General features: G+C 43.7%; 17 protein-coding genes. All 17 read left to right on the top strand.

Annotation, left to right across the window (positions count from 1 at the left end; genetic code table 11):
• Window positions 1-9 precede the first annotated feature (9 nt).
• Window positions 10-693 (top strand): TIGR00266 family protein, encoded by a 684-nt coding sequence (locus AC0KUT_RS13590; RefSeq protein ID WP_488830705.1) that lies wholly within the window; start codon window positions 10-12, stop codon window positions 691-693.
• 10 nt (window positions 694-703) lie between these two features.
• Complete coding sequence (locus AC0KUT_RS13585; protein WP_488830702.1) at window positions 704-1,723, top strand: TIGR00266 family protein; 1,020 nt, start codon at window positions 704-706, stop codon at window positions 1,721-1,723.
• A 177-nt stretch (window positions 1,724-1,900) separates the two neighbouring features.
• Complete coding sequence (locus AC0KUT_RS13580) at window positions 1,901-3,004, top strand: GmrSD restriction endonuclease domain-containing protein (RefSeq protein ID WP_488830701.1); 1,104 nt, start codon at window positions 1,901-1,903, stop codon at window positions 3,002-3,004.
• Window positions 3,001-3,648, top strand: coding sequence for an MAE_28990/MAE_18760 family HEPN-like nuclease (locus AC0KUT_RS13575; protein WP_488830699.1), 648 nt, complete (start codon window positions 3,001-3,003; stop codon window positions 3,646-3,648). Before AC0KUT_RS13580 ends, AC0KUT_RS13575 begins: the two co-directional genes overlap by 4 nt.
• Before the next feature lie 376 nt (window positions 3,649-4,024).
• Entirely contained in the window at window positions 4,025-4,234 is a 210-nt protein-coding gene (locus AC0KUT_RS13570; RefSeq protein ID WP_488830697.1) for a hypothetical protein, read from the top strand.
• An 18-nt stretch (window positions 4,235-4,252) separates the two neighbouring features.
• Window positions 4,253-4,690, top strand: a complete 438-nt coding sequence (locus AC0KUT_RS13565) for a hypothetical protein (protein ID WP_488830696.1) — start codon at window positions 4,253-4,255, stop codon at window positions 4,688-4,690.
• A gap of 31 nt (window positions 4,691-4,721) precedes the next feature.
• A complete protein-coding gene (locus AC0KUT_RS13560) occupies window positions 4,722-5,012 on the top strand; it encodes a DUF1330 domain-containing protein (protein WP_488830694.1) in 291 nt (96 codons plus the stop codon).
• Between the two features lie 28 nt (window positions 5,013-5,040).
• Complete coding sequence (locus tag AC0KUT_RS13555; protein ID WP_488830692.1) at window positions 5,041-6,489, top strand: mechanosensitive ion channel domain-containing protein; 1,449 nt, start codon at window positions 5,041-5,043, stop codon at window positions 6,487-6,489.
• Between the two features lie 78 nt (window positions 6,490-6,567).
• Window positions 6,568-6,858 carry a peptidylprolyl isomerase gene (locus AC0KUT_RS13550; RefSeq protein WP_488830690.1) on the top strand — a complete coding sequence of 97 codons (291 nt, stop codon included), beginning with the start codon at window positions 6,568-6,570 and terminating at the stop codon, window positions 6,856-6,858.
• 31 nt (window positions 6,859-6,889) lie between these two features.
• On the top strand, window positions 6,890-7,660 hold the full coding sequence (locus tag AC0KUT_RS13545) for an SAM-dependent methyltransferase (RefSeq protein WP_488830688.1): 771 nt from the start codon (window positions 6,890-6,892) through the stop codon (window positions 7,658-7,660).
• A 194-nt stretch (window positions 7,661-7,854) separates the two neighbouring features.
• Complete coding sequence (locus AC0KUT_RS13540) at window positions 7,855-8,325, top strand: hypothetical protein (protein WP_488830687.1); 471 nt, start codon at window positions 7,855-7,857, stop codon at window positions 8,323-8,325.
• Between the two features lie 150 nt (window positions 8,326-8,475).
• The gene (locus AC0KUT_RS13535) at window positions 8,476-9,651 is read left to right on the top strand and encodes an acyltransferase family protein (protein WP_488830685.1); all 1,176 of its coding nucleotides are present in this window, start codon (window positions 8,476-8,478) and stop codon (window positions 9,649-9,651) included.
• A 35-nt stretch (window positions 9,652-9,686) separates the two neighbouring features.
• Window positions 9,687-10,040 (top strand): antibiotic biosynthesis monooxygenase family protein, encoded by a 354-nt coding sequence (locus AC0KUT_RS13530; RefSeq protein ID WP_488830684.1) that lies wholly within the window; start codon window positions 9,687-9,689, stop codon window positions 10,038-10,040.
• Window positions 10,041-10,117: 77 nt separating this feature from the next.
• The gene (locus AC0KUT_RS13525; RefSeq protein ID WP_488830682.1) at window positions 10,118-10,396 is read left to right on the top strand and encodes a hypothetical protein; all 279 of its coding nucleotides are present in this window, start codon (window positions 10,118-10,120) and stop codon (window positions 10,394-10,396) included.
• 129 nt (window positions 10,397-10,525) lie between these two features.
• On the top strand, window positions 10,526-11,089 hold the full coding sequence (locus AC0KUT_RS13520) for a hypothetical protein (RefSeq protein WP_488830680.1): 564 nt from the start codon (window positions 10,526-10,528) through the stop codon (window positions 11,087-11,089).
• A 995-nt stretch (window positions 11,090-12,084) separates the two neighbouring features.
• The gene (locus tag AC0KUT_RS13515) at window positions 12,085-14,328 is read left to right on the top strand and encodes a cellulase family glycosylhydrolase (RefSeq protein WP_488830678.1); all 2,244 of its coding nucleotides are present in this window, start codon (window positions 12,085-12,087) and stop codon (window positions 14,326-14,328) included.
• A gap of 280 nt (window positions 14,329-14,608) precedes the next feature.
• A complete protein-coding gene (locus AC0KUT_RS13510; RefSeq protein WP_488830676.1) occupies window positions 14,609-14,881 on the top strand; it encodes a helix-turn-helix domain-containing protein in 273 nt (90 codons plus the stop codon).
• The last annotated feature ends 24 nt before the right edge of the window (window positions 14,882-14,905 follow it).

Raw genomic sequence — 14,905 nt, 5'->3', positions numbered from 1 at the left:
AACACACAAATGAAAATTGAATTAGTAAATCAACCGGGCAACACCGCGGCCAAAATTACCTTGGCGGCTGGCGAAACCTGCACCGCCGAGGCGGGCGCTATGATCGCCATGAGCGGCCACATGAATATCACCACCACCACTCACAAAAAAGGTGCGGGCGGCATTTTAAAAGCAGCCAAGCGACTGCTCTCGGGCGAATCTTTTTTTCTCAACCATTTTGATCCCGCCGGCAAAGCGGGCGAGTTGTGGTTGGGCTCTAACTTAGCCGGTGACATGCTCGCGTTAGAATTGGACAATGAAAATCTAATCGTCCAAAGCGGCTCTTTTTTAGCCTGCGAAGAATCCATTGATATGGATATGGGCTGGCAGGGTTTTAAATCGCTGCTGTCGGGCGAAAGTATGTTCTGGCTCAACCTAAAAGGGCGCGGCCAAGTGGTGCTCTCCTCCTTCGGCGCCATCTACCCCATAGAAGTAGACGGCGACTACATAGTCGACACCGGTCACATAGTCGCCTTTAACGAAAGCCTCAATTTCACCATTACCAAAGCCGGTAGTAGCTGGCTGCAATCATTTTTAGGCGGCGAAGGTTTGGTGTGTAAGTTCAGCGGCAAGGGCACAGTTTGGTGTCAGTCGCACAACGCCAATAGTTTTGGCCATGCTCTTACATCCAGCCTGCGCGTGCGCAAAGCCTAAGGAGAAAAAAATGCAGAATTTATACAATGTTGTTATCACCGGCGAGTTGGCGGCGGGTGCAGATCAAGCCGCTGCGATCAATGCGTTTGCCACGCTATTTAAAATCAGCGAAGAAAAAGCGCAGCAAACTTTTAGTAAGGCTCCGGTAACGGTTAAAACCAATATCGATAAAACCACCGCTGAAAAATTTCAGGCTGCCATTAGCAAAACCGGTTTAATTTGCCGTATGAATGAAGTAGCCCAAGGCGATGAACTTGCTGTTGCGAATGAAAAAAGCGAAGTGCTAGTCAGTACCGCTGTTGCCGCTACCCGCGTTGCAAAAACCGAGCGCATAGCCAGTGTTGAAAGCCCCACCAGCTTTAAAGGCTTTAGCTACAAAATAGAAGGCCGCCCCGACTACAGTTTTTTAACGGTGCAAATCCCTGCTGATAAAACCTTAAAAGTAGAAGCCTCCGCCATGGCCACTATGGATACCCATGTGGTCATGAAAACCAAATTAAAAGGTGGTTTCGGGCGCTTCTTAACGGGTGAAAGTTTATTTCTCAATGAATTCACCGCCGCTAAGGGTGCCGGCGAAATTGGCATAGCCCCCGGCACACCCGGCGACTTAGTGCACCAGCACCTAGACGGCAATACCATCTTCCTGCAAAACTCTGCCTTCGTTGCCGCCACTATGGAGGTCAACTTAGAAACCAAATGGCAGGGCATGTTAAAAGGCTTTTTCTCCGGCGAAAGTTTCTTTTTAATCCGCGCCAGCGGCAAAGGTGATTTGTGGTTCAACTCCTACGGCGCGATTATCGAAATCGACGTAGAGGAAAACTACGTAGTAGACACCAGCAACATAGTCGCCTTCACTGAAGGCTTAGATTATGAAATCACCAAAGTCGGCGGTTACAAATCTTTGTTCTTATCGGGCGAGGGTTTTGTGTGTCGCTTTACGGGGAAAGGTAAGGTGTGGATTCAAACGCGTAATGCACAGGCGTTTACCTCTTGGGCGCATTATTTTAGACCGGTGCAGAAGAGTAAGTAGTTGATGGGAACACCAGGTGCTGGTAGGGGCTTGGTGTTTTTTTTGAAGGGTTTGGTTGGGTGTAATGGGCGGTAATGCGGGCACTTGTTGTGAGAAGCCACAAAAAACTTAGGCGGAAACTTTCCGTCTAATAACATTGTTATGAAAATTGAATAATGGAAATCTAAAGGAGCATCAATGAGTCTCGAAAAAGAAATAAATACTGCAAGGAAAGAGATAGTATCTGACGGGTATGATATGTCCTTGGGTGAAGTCATGAATTTGTATAAAGATGACGAGCTAAAGATAAATCCTGAATTTCAAAGACTGTTTCGTTGGGATATTACTAGAAAAACAAGATTCATTGAGTCGATATTATTAGGCATCCCAATACCCCCTATTTTTGTTTTTCAGGACAAAGATGGAAATTGGGAGTTAATTGATGGACTTCAACGGCTTTCAACTATTTTAGAGTTTTCAGGGATTTTAAAAAGTCCTGAAGGAAAGAAAGTAGAGCCGAGCACACTTGAGGGAACTAAATTTTTGCCAAGCCTATCTGATAAGCGCTGGCAGGTATGGAATGAGGGTGATTCTGCAATTGACAAAACGATGCAAATGCAGGTCAAGCGGGCAAGAATACGCGTTGAAATATTACTGAAAGAAAGTGATGAAAATGCCAAATATGAACTATTTCAACGGCTAAATACAGGCGGCGCCCAATTATCACAACAGGAAGTTAGAAATTGTGTCGCTGTTATGATTAATCCTGATTTATACAAGCGCCTGATTAAACTTTCCGAAAATGATGATTTTACTAAAACGACGAATCAGACAGAAAATGCCGTTGAAAAGCAAGCAGGGGTTGAACTTGTTCTTAGATATTTTGCATTCAAACATCACCCATATAAAAATGGTTTAGATGTCCATGAGTACCTTGATTCAGCGCTAGTAGAAATATCTAAAGATGACAATATAGACTGGGAAGAAGAGGGAAAGGACTTTAAGAAAACATTCAGCCTGCTAAATGAAGCTCTCGGTAATAAAGCATTTAAACGTTGGGATGGAAGTGATTTTGGTGGGAAGTTTCTAATGTCACTCTATGAGACTATTGCCTTTGGGGTTTCTCAAAATATTGATGAAATCACTAGTAAGGCTAGAAATGATCAAAAAACATTTGTCATTTCCAGAGCGAAGGAGCTCTGGACTGATCCCGTTTTCGAGAAAAACTCTGGTGCTGGCATTCGTGGAACAACACGCCTTTCAAAGCTTCTTCCAATGGCTAAAGGTTTCTTTAAGCCATGAGTAAAATTAGAACGATTGATCAACTTCAAACTATCTTAGATGGAGAATTTTCGTGGCGCCTGAAAGAAATTGCAACTCTAAAAATTATTGTTCGATCTTCTGATAACCTTAGTAGAAGCACAGCCGTCAGAGCTTCAATACCTTTGTTGTACGGACATTGGGAAGGTTTTATAAAAAACTCATCAACCCATTACCTAGACTATGTGAACGGCCAATCATTGACATATAGAGAGCTGAAGTCTTGCTTTATAGTTTTTGGTGTTAAAAGAAAGATTAACGACTTAGTCAGCTCTAAGAATTCTAGTGTTTCGATCGCTACTTTAGAGTTTTTACGAGATGAACTTGATGAAATAGCAAAATTAAAAATTGAATCGGCAATTCGCACTGAATCTAATTTGAGTTCGAAAGTATTTGCTAATATAGCTCAATCTATCGGTATTGATACGCAAGGCTACGAATCCAGATACCATCTCATTGACGAAAGTTTGTTAAATAGAAGAAACCACATAGCGCATGGTGAATATTTAGATGTCGACTCGGAAGGGTTTCGAGAGTTGGCAAATGAAATACTTTATTTGCTTCGTTCATACAAAACAGATATAGAAAATGCAGTCTCACTTAAAGAGTACAAGCTAAGTGCATAACATAACAGGTGAAAATGCGAGGGATGAAAAATCAGGCCTTGCGTTCTGTCTAGTCGCAATTTACACCATCCATGCCTGCAGCAGGCCTCACTTTTCTTTGCTCCGCCGAAAGAAAAGTAAGCAAAAGAAAGGCGGCCCAGCGAATTTCTGATCCTGCGCTTCTCAGGTGCCTACGGGCCGTTTTGATGGGACGTCCCTGTCCCATCAAAACTAAATTGGGCGTCCTGCCCAATTTGCCCTAGCACCTTGCGATGCTCGGGAAATTCTCATGGGTTGAAAGCGGGTGCCACTAGAGGGATTTTTAAAAGTAAAATGCTTTTGTTGCTGTTGATTTTAACTATCCCATATGAGTTCGCCGAGCACTGGAGGAAAATGGGTGGAAAACGCGCAGGACGCGCGTTTTAGTGACGTTGCGACAGGGATGTCGCATCGGAACGACACGCATTTTCCGAAGCGCGCAGGAAACACGAACGAGTTGGGTCGCCTTTCTTTTGGTTACTTTTCTTTTGGCGAAGCAAAGAAAAGTGACTCGCCAACGGGCGAAATCGGTGATCAACATTGGCAATTTTTATTTCAAATGCAGTAGAGGGCGTAAGTTGTGTATGTGGCCTTAATGATTGGAATGCTTCTGATTTTTGGATATGTCATTTTTCAAGGAAAAGAAGAGGCACGGAACACAGAGGTGGATATTTTTGATGCGATGCTTAACTATGTAGGCGTTCATATAATTGATGCTGAGACAAACAAACACGACTACTACGAAAGGCTACCAGTTGATGGAGAGTTAACTGAGTTATTGCAAAGTCTTGATATCGAGGGTGTTGAGCATTCTATAACTATTGTGCCAAAGCAAGGTGAATCACTTTGCATTCATGGAAAATTTTGTCCCGAAGGTGGAATGGAGGCAGACTACTCCAGTCCGGAAATTGATGGATATAAAAGTGCTAAAAATCCGCTTAAAACTAAAAAAGATATTGAAAAATTAATTTCTTTATATGTTAAGCAAGACAAAGTTTGGGTTGATCTTTATAGGTTTGAGTAGCTATACCGCATTAAATAGAAGAGGTAGCTAAATGAAAGGGTATTTGGTTGTAGATCTATTAATTAAAGATTTAGGCGGTTTCAAAGAGTATGCTGCTAAAATCCCCGCGTTTGTCGAGAAACATGGCGGCAGATATATCGTACAGGGTGTGGTTCCTGAAAAAATGGAGGGTGATTGGACTCCCGAACGACTCGTAATAATAGAGTTTCCATCCACACAAAATGCAAAAGATTTTCTAGCTGACCCAGAGGCGCAGAGTTTGATTGCGCTGCGCCATAAATCAACTGAGAGCCAGCTAATATTGGCAGAGGGTTGTGTTTAATTTCGTTGATTTCTACATTGGATTTGTTATGCACAGTCTAGCTCATAAACTTACTCGGTACCTGTTCACCATTCTGACTTGTTACGCATTGCTGTACTCGTTAATAGCGGTTGCAGAGCTAGGCTCTGCAGCGACGCAGCCCAATCACGAGATTGCGACCGATGTGCAGTTAATCGATCTGGCAGATTCGCTTGATAATAATAAGCCTATTGACGTAACCCGTAGGGTTAGTGATGACCTGATTAAAAAGCGTATTGAAAATATTCTCACCAGTAGTGAGTGGTTTGCGGAACTTAAGGTTACGTCTTCTGAAGGCATTGTCACGCTTGTTGGCGTTGCGCTTGAGCCAGACTTTAAGGACTGGGCGGGCAGTGTGGCGAATCGGACCGAGGGTGTGGTGGCTGTTATCAATAAGCTTAGCCTTGATGCGGGAGATGAGATTAGCTTTGCGCCAGTGCTAACTGAAAGCCAACTCTTGTGGCGTAAAACTATTAAAGCCTTGCCTTCACTGGGTATTAGTTGTGTTGTTCTGTTGATTTTCTATGTGCTTGCGCGCTATGCCGCCGCACTGAGCCAAAAATTAACGCGCGCCAAAATAGAAAGTGTGATGTTGCGGCGTTTAATTGCAAATCTTGTGGCTGCACCAGTGATGCTGATGGGTATTTATCTAGTGTTGCGAATAACCGGATTGGGACAAATAGCCATTACCATATTGGGAGGAACAGGGCTAATTGGTTTGGTGTTGGGCTTTGCCTTTCGGGATATAGCAGAAAATTTTCTAGCGAGTATTTTAATCAGTATCCAGCGCCCGTTTCGGCTGGGTGAAACAATTCAGGTACTCAATCATATAGGTGTAGTGCAAGCGGTTACTACGCGCGGCACAGTGTTGATGACCCTGCAGGGGAATCATGTGCAGGTTCCCAATACCATTATTTACAAGGAGTCCATCACTAATTTTTCTGCGAACCCTCATTTGCGTTTGGATTTTCTTGTTGGTATTGGTTACGACGCGAGTATAGCTGATGCGCAGAGTATAGCCTTGCAAGTATTGCTTGATCATCCTGCTGTGCTTGCAAAACCAGAGCCTTGGGTGCTGGCGGAGGCCTTGTCGGCTTCCACGGTTAATCTAAGAATTTATTTTTGGGTGAATAATAGTCTGCACAATGCCCTAAAAGTTAAATCAGCTATTATTCGCAATATCAAGTACGCCTTTTTGGATAAAAATATTTCAATGCCAGACGATGCGCGCGAAGTTATCTTCCCGCAGGGAATAAAGATTCACACAGATGCAGCTGTTGACGCCGGCATTTCGGCTAAGCAACCTAATGCTAAGAGAAAGCAAGCGCCAGAAATCAAGGAGACGGGTGATAATAAGGAGCGAACGGAAGCAGAGGCTAATTTGGATACGGATATTCCTGCAATCAAATCCCAAGCGAGCCGCTACTCATTGGATGAGGGTGATACCAATTTATTATAAGTCGAACCCTGAGAGCCCACTTACATTTAGTGAAACAGTTAGAGTGCCGATTTAGCGCAATACATAAGAGTCCACACCATGAATTCAAAAAGACAAACAGCCTCGGCGCGGCATATTTTGGTTAAAACCAAAGAAGAAGCGGAGAAAATAAAACAACTTATCGCCAAGGGTTCTGACTTTGGCGCTATGGCGAGAAAGCACTCTAGTTGCAGCTCGTCGAAAAAAGGCGGCAACCTGGGCGAGTTTAGCCCGGGTCAAATGGTGAAGGCGTTTGATAACGTGGTTTTTAAATTGCCTGTGCATGTAGTCCATGGCCCTATCAAAACGCAATTTGGTTATCACCTGATTGAAACTATCTACCGCGATTAATATCCCGCCGCTCCTTTTTTGAAATTTTTTTATGACTCAACAAAACACCACCAACGTCGTAAGGCGACTAGACCAGCGCCTTGCGCATTTGCAGGCGGGTATTTTGGCGCAGGTGCAGCAGGGGGCTGTGTATAGCGATATTTGGGATTTATGTTGTGACCATGGGCGCTTGGGTTTGCATTTACATCAGCAGCCCGCACTCGCGCAAGCACAGCTGCATTTAATTGACTGCGTGCCCAGTATCATTGAACAGTTACAGCTTGTGCATGGCGCGCGCCTAGATGCGCGTTTGCGCTTTGCCTGTATGGATGCCGCGCAAATTGTTCTACCTGTGCAGGGTAATCAGGCGCTGGTGATTGCCGGTGTGGGCGGCGATACCTGCATTAGTATATTGCAGGCGTTGTTGACACAGATAACCGCTCTGCAATCCCCAGATTCGCTGCAGTTTTTTACCGATGTTTATCTAAGCCCTAACTCCGGCTGTTATGAGTTGCGTCAGTTTTTAGCTGGCCATAATGCGCAGCTGCTCAGCGAAGACTTTATTAGCGCCAAGGGTTTTCACCACGAGCATATAGTTGCGCGCTTTGCTCGCCAGCAACCCAACTTAGAGCAGGGTGCGCCGCCAGGCGCAATTAGCTACACCGGCAGCAGCCTATGGCGACCCTTCACCCGCGAGAAAAAAATCTATTTGCAGAAGTTGCTGGCTCATCACCAAAAAGTGAACGTCTATCGCCCTGAGCTGTGGCGCACTCAGGCGATTGCGGATTATCAGACGCTTATTGGCGAACTGGCTGAGGCATAGCAGCTTATAGTGCTGCTTTAATTTATATCCTTCTGAGTAAATCTTCTGGGAAAAGGTTTGGCTTCATCTTAATATAGCCGCCTTGTTTTTGATCTCTTTGTTGCTGCTGTTTTAAGGGGGGAATCTCAGGAATGGGATTAAGTGATTTGTGCATCTACAATCTTGGCTATTAAGTTAAATTCAGGAGCTCTAAATTGAAGCGGATTTTGTTTGTTTTTTTGTGTGTTTTTTCCAGTGTTTTATTAGCTGAGGAAAAAAGTAGTGATTTCTCATTTAACGCAAAGCTAGGCGTTTCACATTTTACCGGCGGCTTAGGGCTTGAGGTACAAAAGGGGAAATGGAGTCTTGGTGTGGGTGTTCCAGGTACTGTATCTTTAAAGCGCTATCAATATGAAAATAAAGATTCTTTGTATTATGGGGTCTATTTAAATCGTTTTAATGATAATAGTTATGATGATACCAAGGACGGTATTTATTTTGATAAATATAGGTTTAAGGAATATGGCGTTGGTGCCGGGTATATTTGGTTGTGGCCGTCTGGTTGGAATATTTCAACGGGGCTTACATTGGGCAACTTTGAAACAGTATATTCCAATTCTCAATTTAAAATGACGAAGACGGGAATTAGATTGGCGTTTGATTTATCTGCTGGCTATAAGTTTTAATTAAAGGCTTTTGTAACCTGAGGGCAGGGATGCCACCTGAACTAACACTAGTATTCAATAACTGTTAATTCTTTGCTTCTTGAACTAATTTTCTGGGCAATAGTGTGGCTTCCCCTTATTATGGCTGCCTATTTTTAAGGGACTTTTGCCATGTTCAATACCACAGCTTCAAAACCTAGCCCGCGCCTACAGGGGTTAGACACGCTCCGTGCTATCGCCATTATTATTGTGTTGATCTATCACTATAGGGTGGTGGTGAGTCGCGAGGATATTTTTGGTTTTTGGAGTCAGCTGGGTTGGACGGGGGTTGATCTCTTTTTTGTATTGAGCGGCTATTTGATTGGCAATCAAATATTTTCTGCTTTGGTAAAGCAGCAGGCTTTCTCTTTAAAGCAATTTTATATGCGGCGTTTTTTGCGCACCCTACCTAACTACTATGTGGTACTGGGGTTGTATTTTTTATTCCCCCTAGCGCTGGGCGGTACTGCAACCGCGCCTCTCTGGTCATTTTTAACTTTCACACAAAATTTGAATATGCACGCCGGTGAAACCTTTACGCACTCTTGGTCGCTGTGTATTGAAGAGCAATTCTATTTAATTCTGCCGTTGCTTGCGCTGGTGCTGGCCGCACAGCGCCGAGTTATTAGTTTAAGCTGGTCGCTGCTAATAGGCGCTATGATATTTGCCGCTTGTTTGCGCGCTTATAATTATCAAACCCATGGGCAGGCGGCTATCTCCAGTCGCGACTTTATGGAATATATTTACTATTCCAGTTTTACGCGCTTTGACGAGCTCTTACCGGGCGTGGCTATCGCCCTGCTTAAAAACTTTCACCCTACTTTTTTTGCGCGCTTGCTGGCGCGCGGCAATCTGCTGTTAGTGGCGGGCATAGCGGCGGTGGCGGGGGTGTTTTATCTACTGCAGCATTATTTTTATATAGAGGGTTATGGCTATAGTTTTGCTATGGTCTCGCTGGCTTACAGCGCTATTGCCATAAGCTTTTCGTTATTGGTATTAGCGGCGCTCAGCCCCCAATCGCTGCTGTATAGGTTGCGCGTGCCCGGTGCGGCCAGTTTGGCGCTCTGGTCCTATGCCATTTATTTAATTCACAAACCCTTATTTTTAGTGCTTAAGCAGCCCTTAACCGATTACGGCATTGATATTAATGCCGCTGCGGGCGTTGTCATCATTTTGGGTGTTAGCTTGGTGAGTGGTTGGGCGCTGTATCAATTTGTTGAATCACCCTTTATGAGCCTGCGTGAACGTTTTTATCCGTCCAATATTAAATCCACGGTCGCAACGACTGTTCGGCCAGAAGCGGCTTAATTGAATAGTGTTGATAGGTAAAAAGGAGCTAGTTAATGGAACAGGTCAGCGTTATAAATACAATACTAGTGCCTGCGGGAATGGAGCAGGAGGCGGAAAATATTCGCGCCGATTATGTGGCTTATTTTCAACAGCAAGAGGGTTTTGTTAGTTCAACCTTTTATAAATCCCTAGAGCGCGAAACCGAAGGCTCGCTTCAATACGTGAATATAGTGGTGTGGGAAAGCTATGCGCATTTTGAGCGAGTGGTGAATAAAGGCTTTGCTAATACGCAGGGCGAAAATAACGATGGCAGACGAGTGTTGGGCAAAGGATTCCCTGAGCCTATAGTGGTCTCTCCAAGGCGCTATAAGATCATTGCGCAAACGGCTGACGGCTCCAACGTATAGGTAGTTTTGAATTGTGTCGATAATGTAAATGGGTGTTTTGGTTGTTTTTATCACGCGGAATATTATAGGTATTTGCAATGAATGATCTTATCGCTGTAATTGCTATGTGCATATTTTTTGTAAGCTCTTACCTTGTGTATGACCTATTTGCTAATGGTTTTAATGTCTATGTGCTTTTGGGGGCTATGCTGGGCTTTACATTGGTGCACTTTATGTGGCCAAAAAGCCGCAATGGTGAGAGCTCATGGTATGAGGCTGTCGAGTTTATATTTGAGCTGCCCTATAAAGCGATAGCATTTTTACTAAGAAGTGCGTTTTCAAAATCTGGTAAATCAGATTTGGATATTGATGTGTAGTTTTTTGGGCAATACAAAATGGCTTTTTATTTCTATCCTGTAGCGCTAGGTGATGCGGATAATTAATATTACTTTTTTGTGAATGAGTAGCCGTATTTTAGAGAGTAATTTTCGTGAAAAGGGTGTTTGATGATCTTTGCATTTATTGTTTTCGCTGAGCTTGGCTTTTGGGTCTTTTTAGGTTTGGGGCTTTGGGTACGCTATGTGGTGCGTTGGCCGCGTCTAGGTATGGTTTTGCTATTAGGTGTACCACTAATGGATGTGGTGTTGCTCGTTGCTACAATTTGGGACTTAAAAAGTGGTGCTATCGCAGAAGATGCTCATGGGGTAGCCGCGCTCTATCTCGGTATCACCTTGGTTTTTGGGCGCAGTATCATTCGTTGGGCAGATGAACGAATGGCTTTTAAATACGCGAATGGTTCTGCACCTCAAAAGAATTCTTTGAGTGGTTGGGCGCATACTCGCTATGAATGGATGCTCTGGTTGAAAGGTGTTGTGGCTTGCTTTATAGCCTCCGTTATAGTCTGGTTGGCAATCTTAATTGTTGGTGATCCTGAGCGAACTCAATTATTGGAGGAGTGGCCTCTGAGCTTGGCGGGCATGATGTTGCTCTGGTGTGTGTTTGGCCCGCTTTGGTATAGCCTTTGGCCTAAGCCGATCCCATTAAAACCTTCGTCGAAAGAGATCGATTAACCGCTTTTTTAACCCCAATAATTCCGTAATAGCAACTATTGAATGTGTTGAAGTGGGCTCTATTTATGGATTGGTTCTTGGCTTAAGAGCCTGCGGCAACAACTCTGTATTTTAACTTTTTACACATAATTATTTGCTAATACTGTTAGCTAAATTAGTACTGCCATTCATTTTTTATTGGCGTTCTACGTTAATACGCCTCCTTTCTAGAAAGAAATATCAAATACAATTTTTACTTCGTAGTAGTTTAATAAAGGGGTTTTTTATTTGAGATTTTCGGTTCATTCTTCCCCTTGCTTTTCGTGCAGTCATTCGTACATAGCTTGTCGCTCAGTTCGTCTTTCCTACAGTAAATAAGAATAATTAAAAGCAATTTATGGCGCCATTTACCTAGCTTTACGATAACAATATCGCAATAATGAGGTTAAGATTCACTTTTTAGTGGTTTTATTTCCATTAGTGGAGTACTTTTTACAGCCTGTATCGGCAATCAATTTTCTGAGCAAGGTTGAGGTTGGCTTAATAGATACAATTTTAATCCCAAAAAAATAAATTTAATAATTATAAAAATACGTTTTCTCTAAAAGACTCTGCGTCTACACCTAAATTAAAATTTAACAAACGTTGAATATTTAAAATATTTTCATATCGAATTTATGTTGGTCACTTATTTTTTAAGTTGCTGCTGAGTTGTCGGTGAGTGATCGCATTACGCATATGTAAACAATGTCTGGGATTTATCGTGTTGTGAAGGTCGCCCTTTGCTTCTTGTTATATCTTTTTCTATTTTGAAAAACTTCTGGTGATGTAAACCTAGTCGTTTTTTGTGCGAGGTTCTCGATGATGATTTGGCTTGCAGCTATTCCATTATCGGAGCAGGAAGCCTGTGTAAATTGTAACGCAGCTACCTTTACTAACGAGTTTCTTAAGGTTTGCCATTAGGTAAGTCTTAGGAATGCTTGGTTGCCATCGAATAATAAATGAGGATAAAAATCATGGGTAGATCAATTGCACCCACTAATACTGTCCCTCGTGCGGTTAAGCGCGCAGGTAGTATTCTTGGGATGAGTGTCGCCTTGGCGGTGTTGTCGCAGAGCGCTTCGGCAGCATGTGATTATATAGTGACCAATAGTTGGGGGTCGGGATTCACCGCCGCCATACGTATTTCTAATACAGGTTCAAGCCCTATTAATGGCTGGAATGTTAGCTGGCAATATAATACTAATCGCGTGACTAATCTGTGGAACGCTAATTTCAGCGGCAGTAATCCCTATACTGCGTCTAACTTGGGATGGAACGGAACTATTCAGCCAGGTCAAACCGTTGAGATCGGTTTTCAGGGAACAAGTAACGGCGCGGCAGAGAAGCCAACCGTAACAGGTGCTGCCTGTGCTGGCGGAACGGTTAGCTCAGTACCGAAAAGCTCAGTCGTATCTAGCTCAGTACCAAGTAGCTCGGGCGATCCTAGCTCAGTGCCAAGAAGCTCAGTTGCACCTAGTTCAGTACCGAAAAGCTCTGTTGCTCCATCTTCGGTACCTGTGAGTTCAGTCGTGTCTACAGGCTTACAATGCAATTGGTACGGTACGCTCTACCCATTGTGCGTAACTACGGCATCAGGTTGGGGTTGGGAAAATAACAAAAGCTGTATTTCTCGCAGTACCTGTACTTCGCAACCTGCGCCTTATGGTGTAGTGGGTGGCGGCACATCAAGTGTTGCACCTAGTTCTGTGCCTAAGAGCTCGGTAGCGCCAAGTTCAGTAGCACCAAGTTCAGTGGCGCCTAGCTCTGTACCTAAAAGCTCTGTTGCTTCAAGTTCAGTTGTACCTCCTAGCTCTTCTTCGGTAGTTTCTAGTGTAGGTAGTGCAGCAACTTATCGTGTTAATGCACAGGGTAAGATTACGCAAAACGGCACTGTATTCCCTGTTAAGTGTGGATCATGGTTCGGCCTTGAAGGGCAGCATGAGCCTAAAGATGCTGAGCACAATCCAGATGGCGCGCCTATGGAACTTTATATCGGCAACATGTGGTGGAACGATTCAGGTCGAACCATTCAACAAACCATGACCGAAATTAAAGCGCTTGGTATTAACATGGTACGTTTCCCCATTGCGCCACAGACCTTGGATGCAACTGATCCTCAGGGTATTGGTAGTGTGCAAGACGGCGGTGTGTTGAAAAATTCCAAATCGCAAATGCAAACCAATGCTCGTCAAGCGTTAGAAGACTTCATTAAGTTGGCGGCTAAGAATGATATCAAGGTGTTAATTGATATCCACTCTTGCTCTAACTATGTAGGCTGGCGCGCAGGCGTATTGGATGCTAAACCGCCTTATGTGGATGCAACCCGTGTGGGCTATGACTTTACCCGCGAAGGTTATTCATGTTCAGCTACCGGTAATCCAAGCAGTGTGACCAAAATTCACGCTTACGACGAAGCTAAGTGGTTAGCTAACTTGAAAACAATTGCTGGTTTGCCTAAAGCTCTTGGTGTGAATAACGTAATTGGTATCGATATTTTTAATGAGCCATGGGGTTATTCTTGGACCGAGTGGAAAACGCTTTCTGAGAAGGCTTATACCGCTATCAACTCTGTAAATACCGATGTATTGGTATTTGTGGAAGGTGTTTCGGGCGGCACTATTGATGGTACTAAGGTTCCACATGGTGATTTAGCGTCTAATCCAAACTGGGGTGAGAACTTCTACGGTGCTAATACAGCTCCGCTGAATATCCCTAAAGACCGCGTTGTTATTTCTCCGCACACCTACGGTCCATCTGTGTTTGTACAGAAGCAATTTATTGATCAAGCACAAACAGGTTGTGCTGGCTTGGAAGGTGATGAGGCCGGTGATGCTAAGTGTAAAATTACACTGGACGCTACACGTCTTGAAGCTGGATGGGATGAGCACTTTGGCTTCTTAAAAGCGCAGGGTTACGCCATGGTTGTCGGCGAGTTTGGCGGCAATATGGATTGGCCTAAAGGTGCTAGTACTGCTGAGCAAACCCGTTGGAACCACATTACTTCTACTGTGGATCGCACTTGGCAAGAACTCTTCGTTGATTATATGAAGAAGAAAGATATCCAAGGTTGCTACTGGTCAATTAACCCTGAATCAGCAGACACTGGCGGTATTTACCAACATGCCTATGATCCAGTATCCAACAAATCAGGTTGGGGACAATGGAAGGACTTTGATCCAAGAAAATCAGATTTGGTTAAGCGTCTTTGGGGTAATTAATCCATAGCGAAAATAGCTAAATTTGTATAAGTTAAAAAAGAGGTCGGCGCAAGTCGGCCTCTTTTTTTATTGTCTGAAAAGTGACATGAAAAGTGACCACAACGATTTATGTCCTGCCTTAAATCTTGCCGAAAACCTCTGCTGAGGTAGTTAGGTAGGAAAGTGCCGCATTAAATAGTTCGAAATATGTGTAAGATGGATAGCGCCTTGGTGCTGATTTTTAAATTCTTAACGTTTCGCTTGGATCATAAACCGAGCAGTAAGTAGAGGTGTACTTTCCATGACTGATTACAGTAAAACTAAAACGAGTTTTTATCGTCGAATTTATGTTGCTTGGTTGGTTGAGCAGGGTATTAATACCGTGCCTAAAATTGTTGCCGCAACCCAAATGCCTAGGCGTACTGCCCAGGATACCTTGGCGGCCATTCATGAATTAGCCATAGAGCTTGATAATACTAATGGCGTTTTTAGTGTGGTGTCTTGGGGTGCAATTAATGCACGGTGGGTAGGGGATAACCTACAGGAGTTAAGATTAGTGTTGAGTTATCCTTAATTTATTATGGGTTTGCTTTTATTG

It is taken from the genome of Cellvibrio sp. 25HG11W-0 (genome assembly GCF_057815475.1).
The sequence above is the reverse complement of the archived record's forward strand: the minus strand, read 5'-3'. Positions and strand labels throughout refer to the sequence as shown.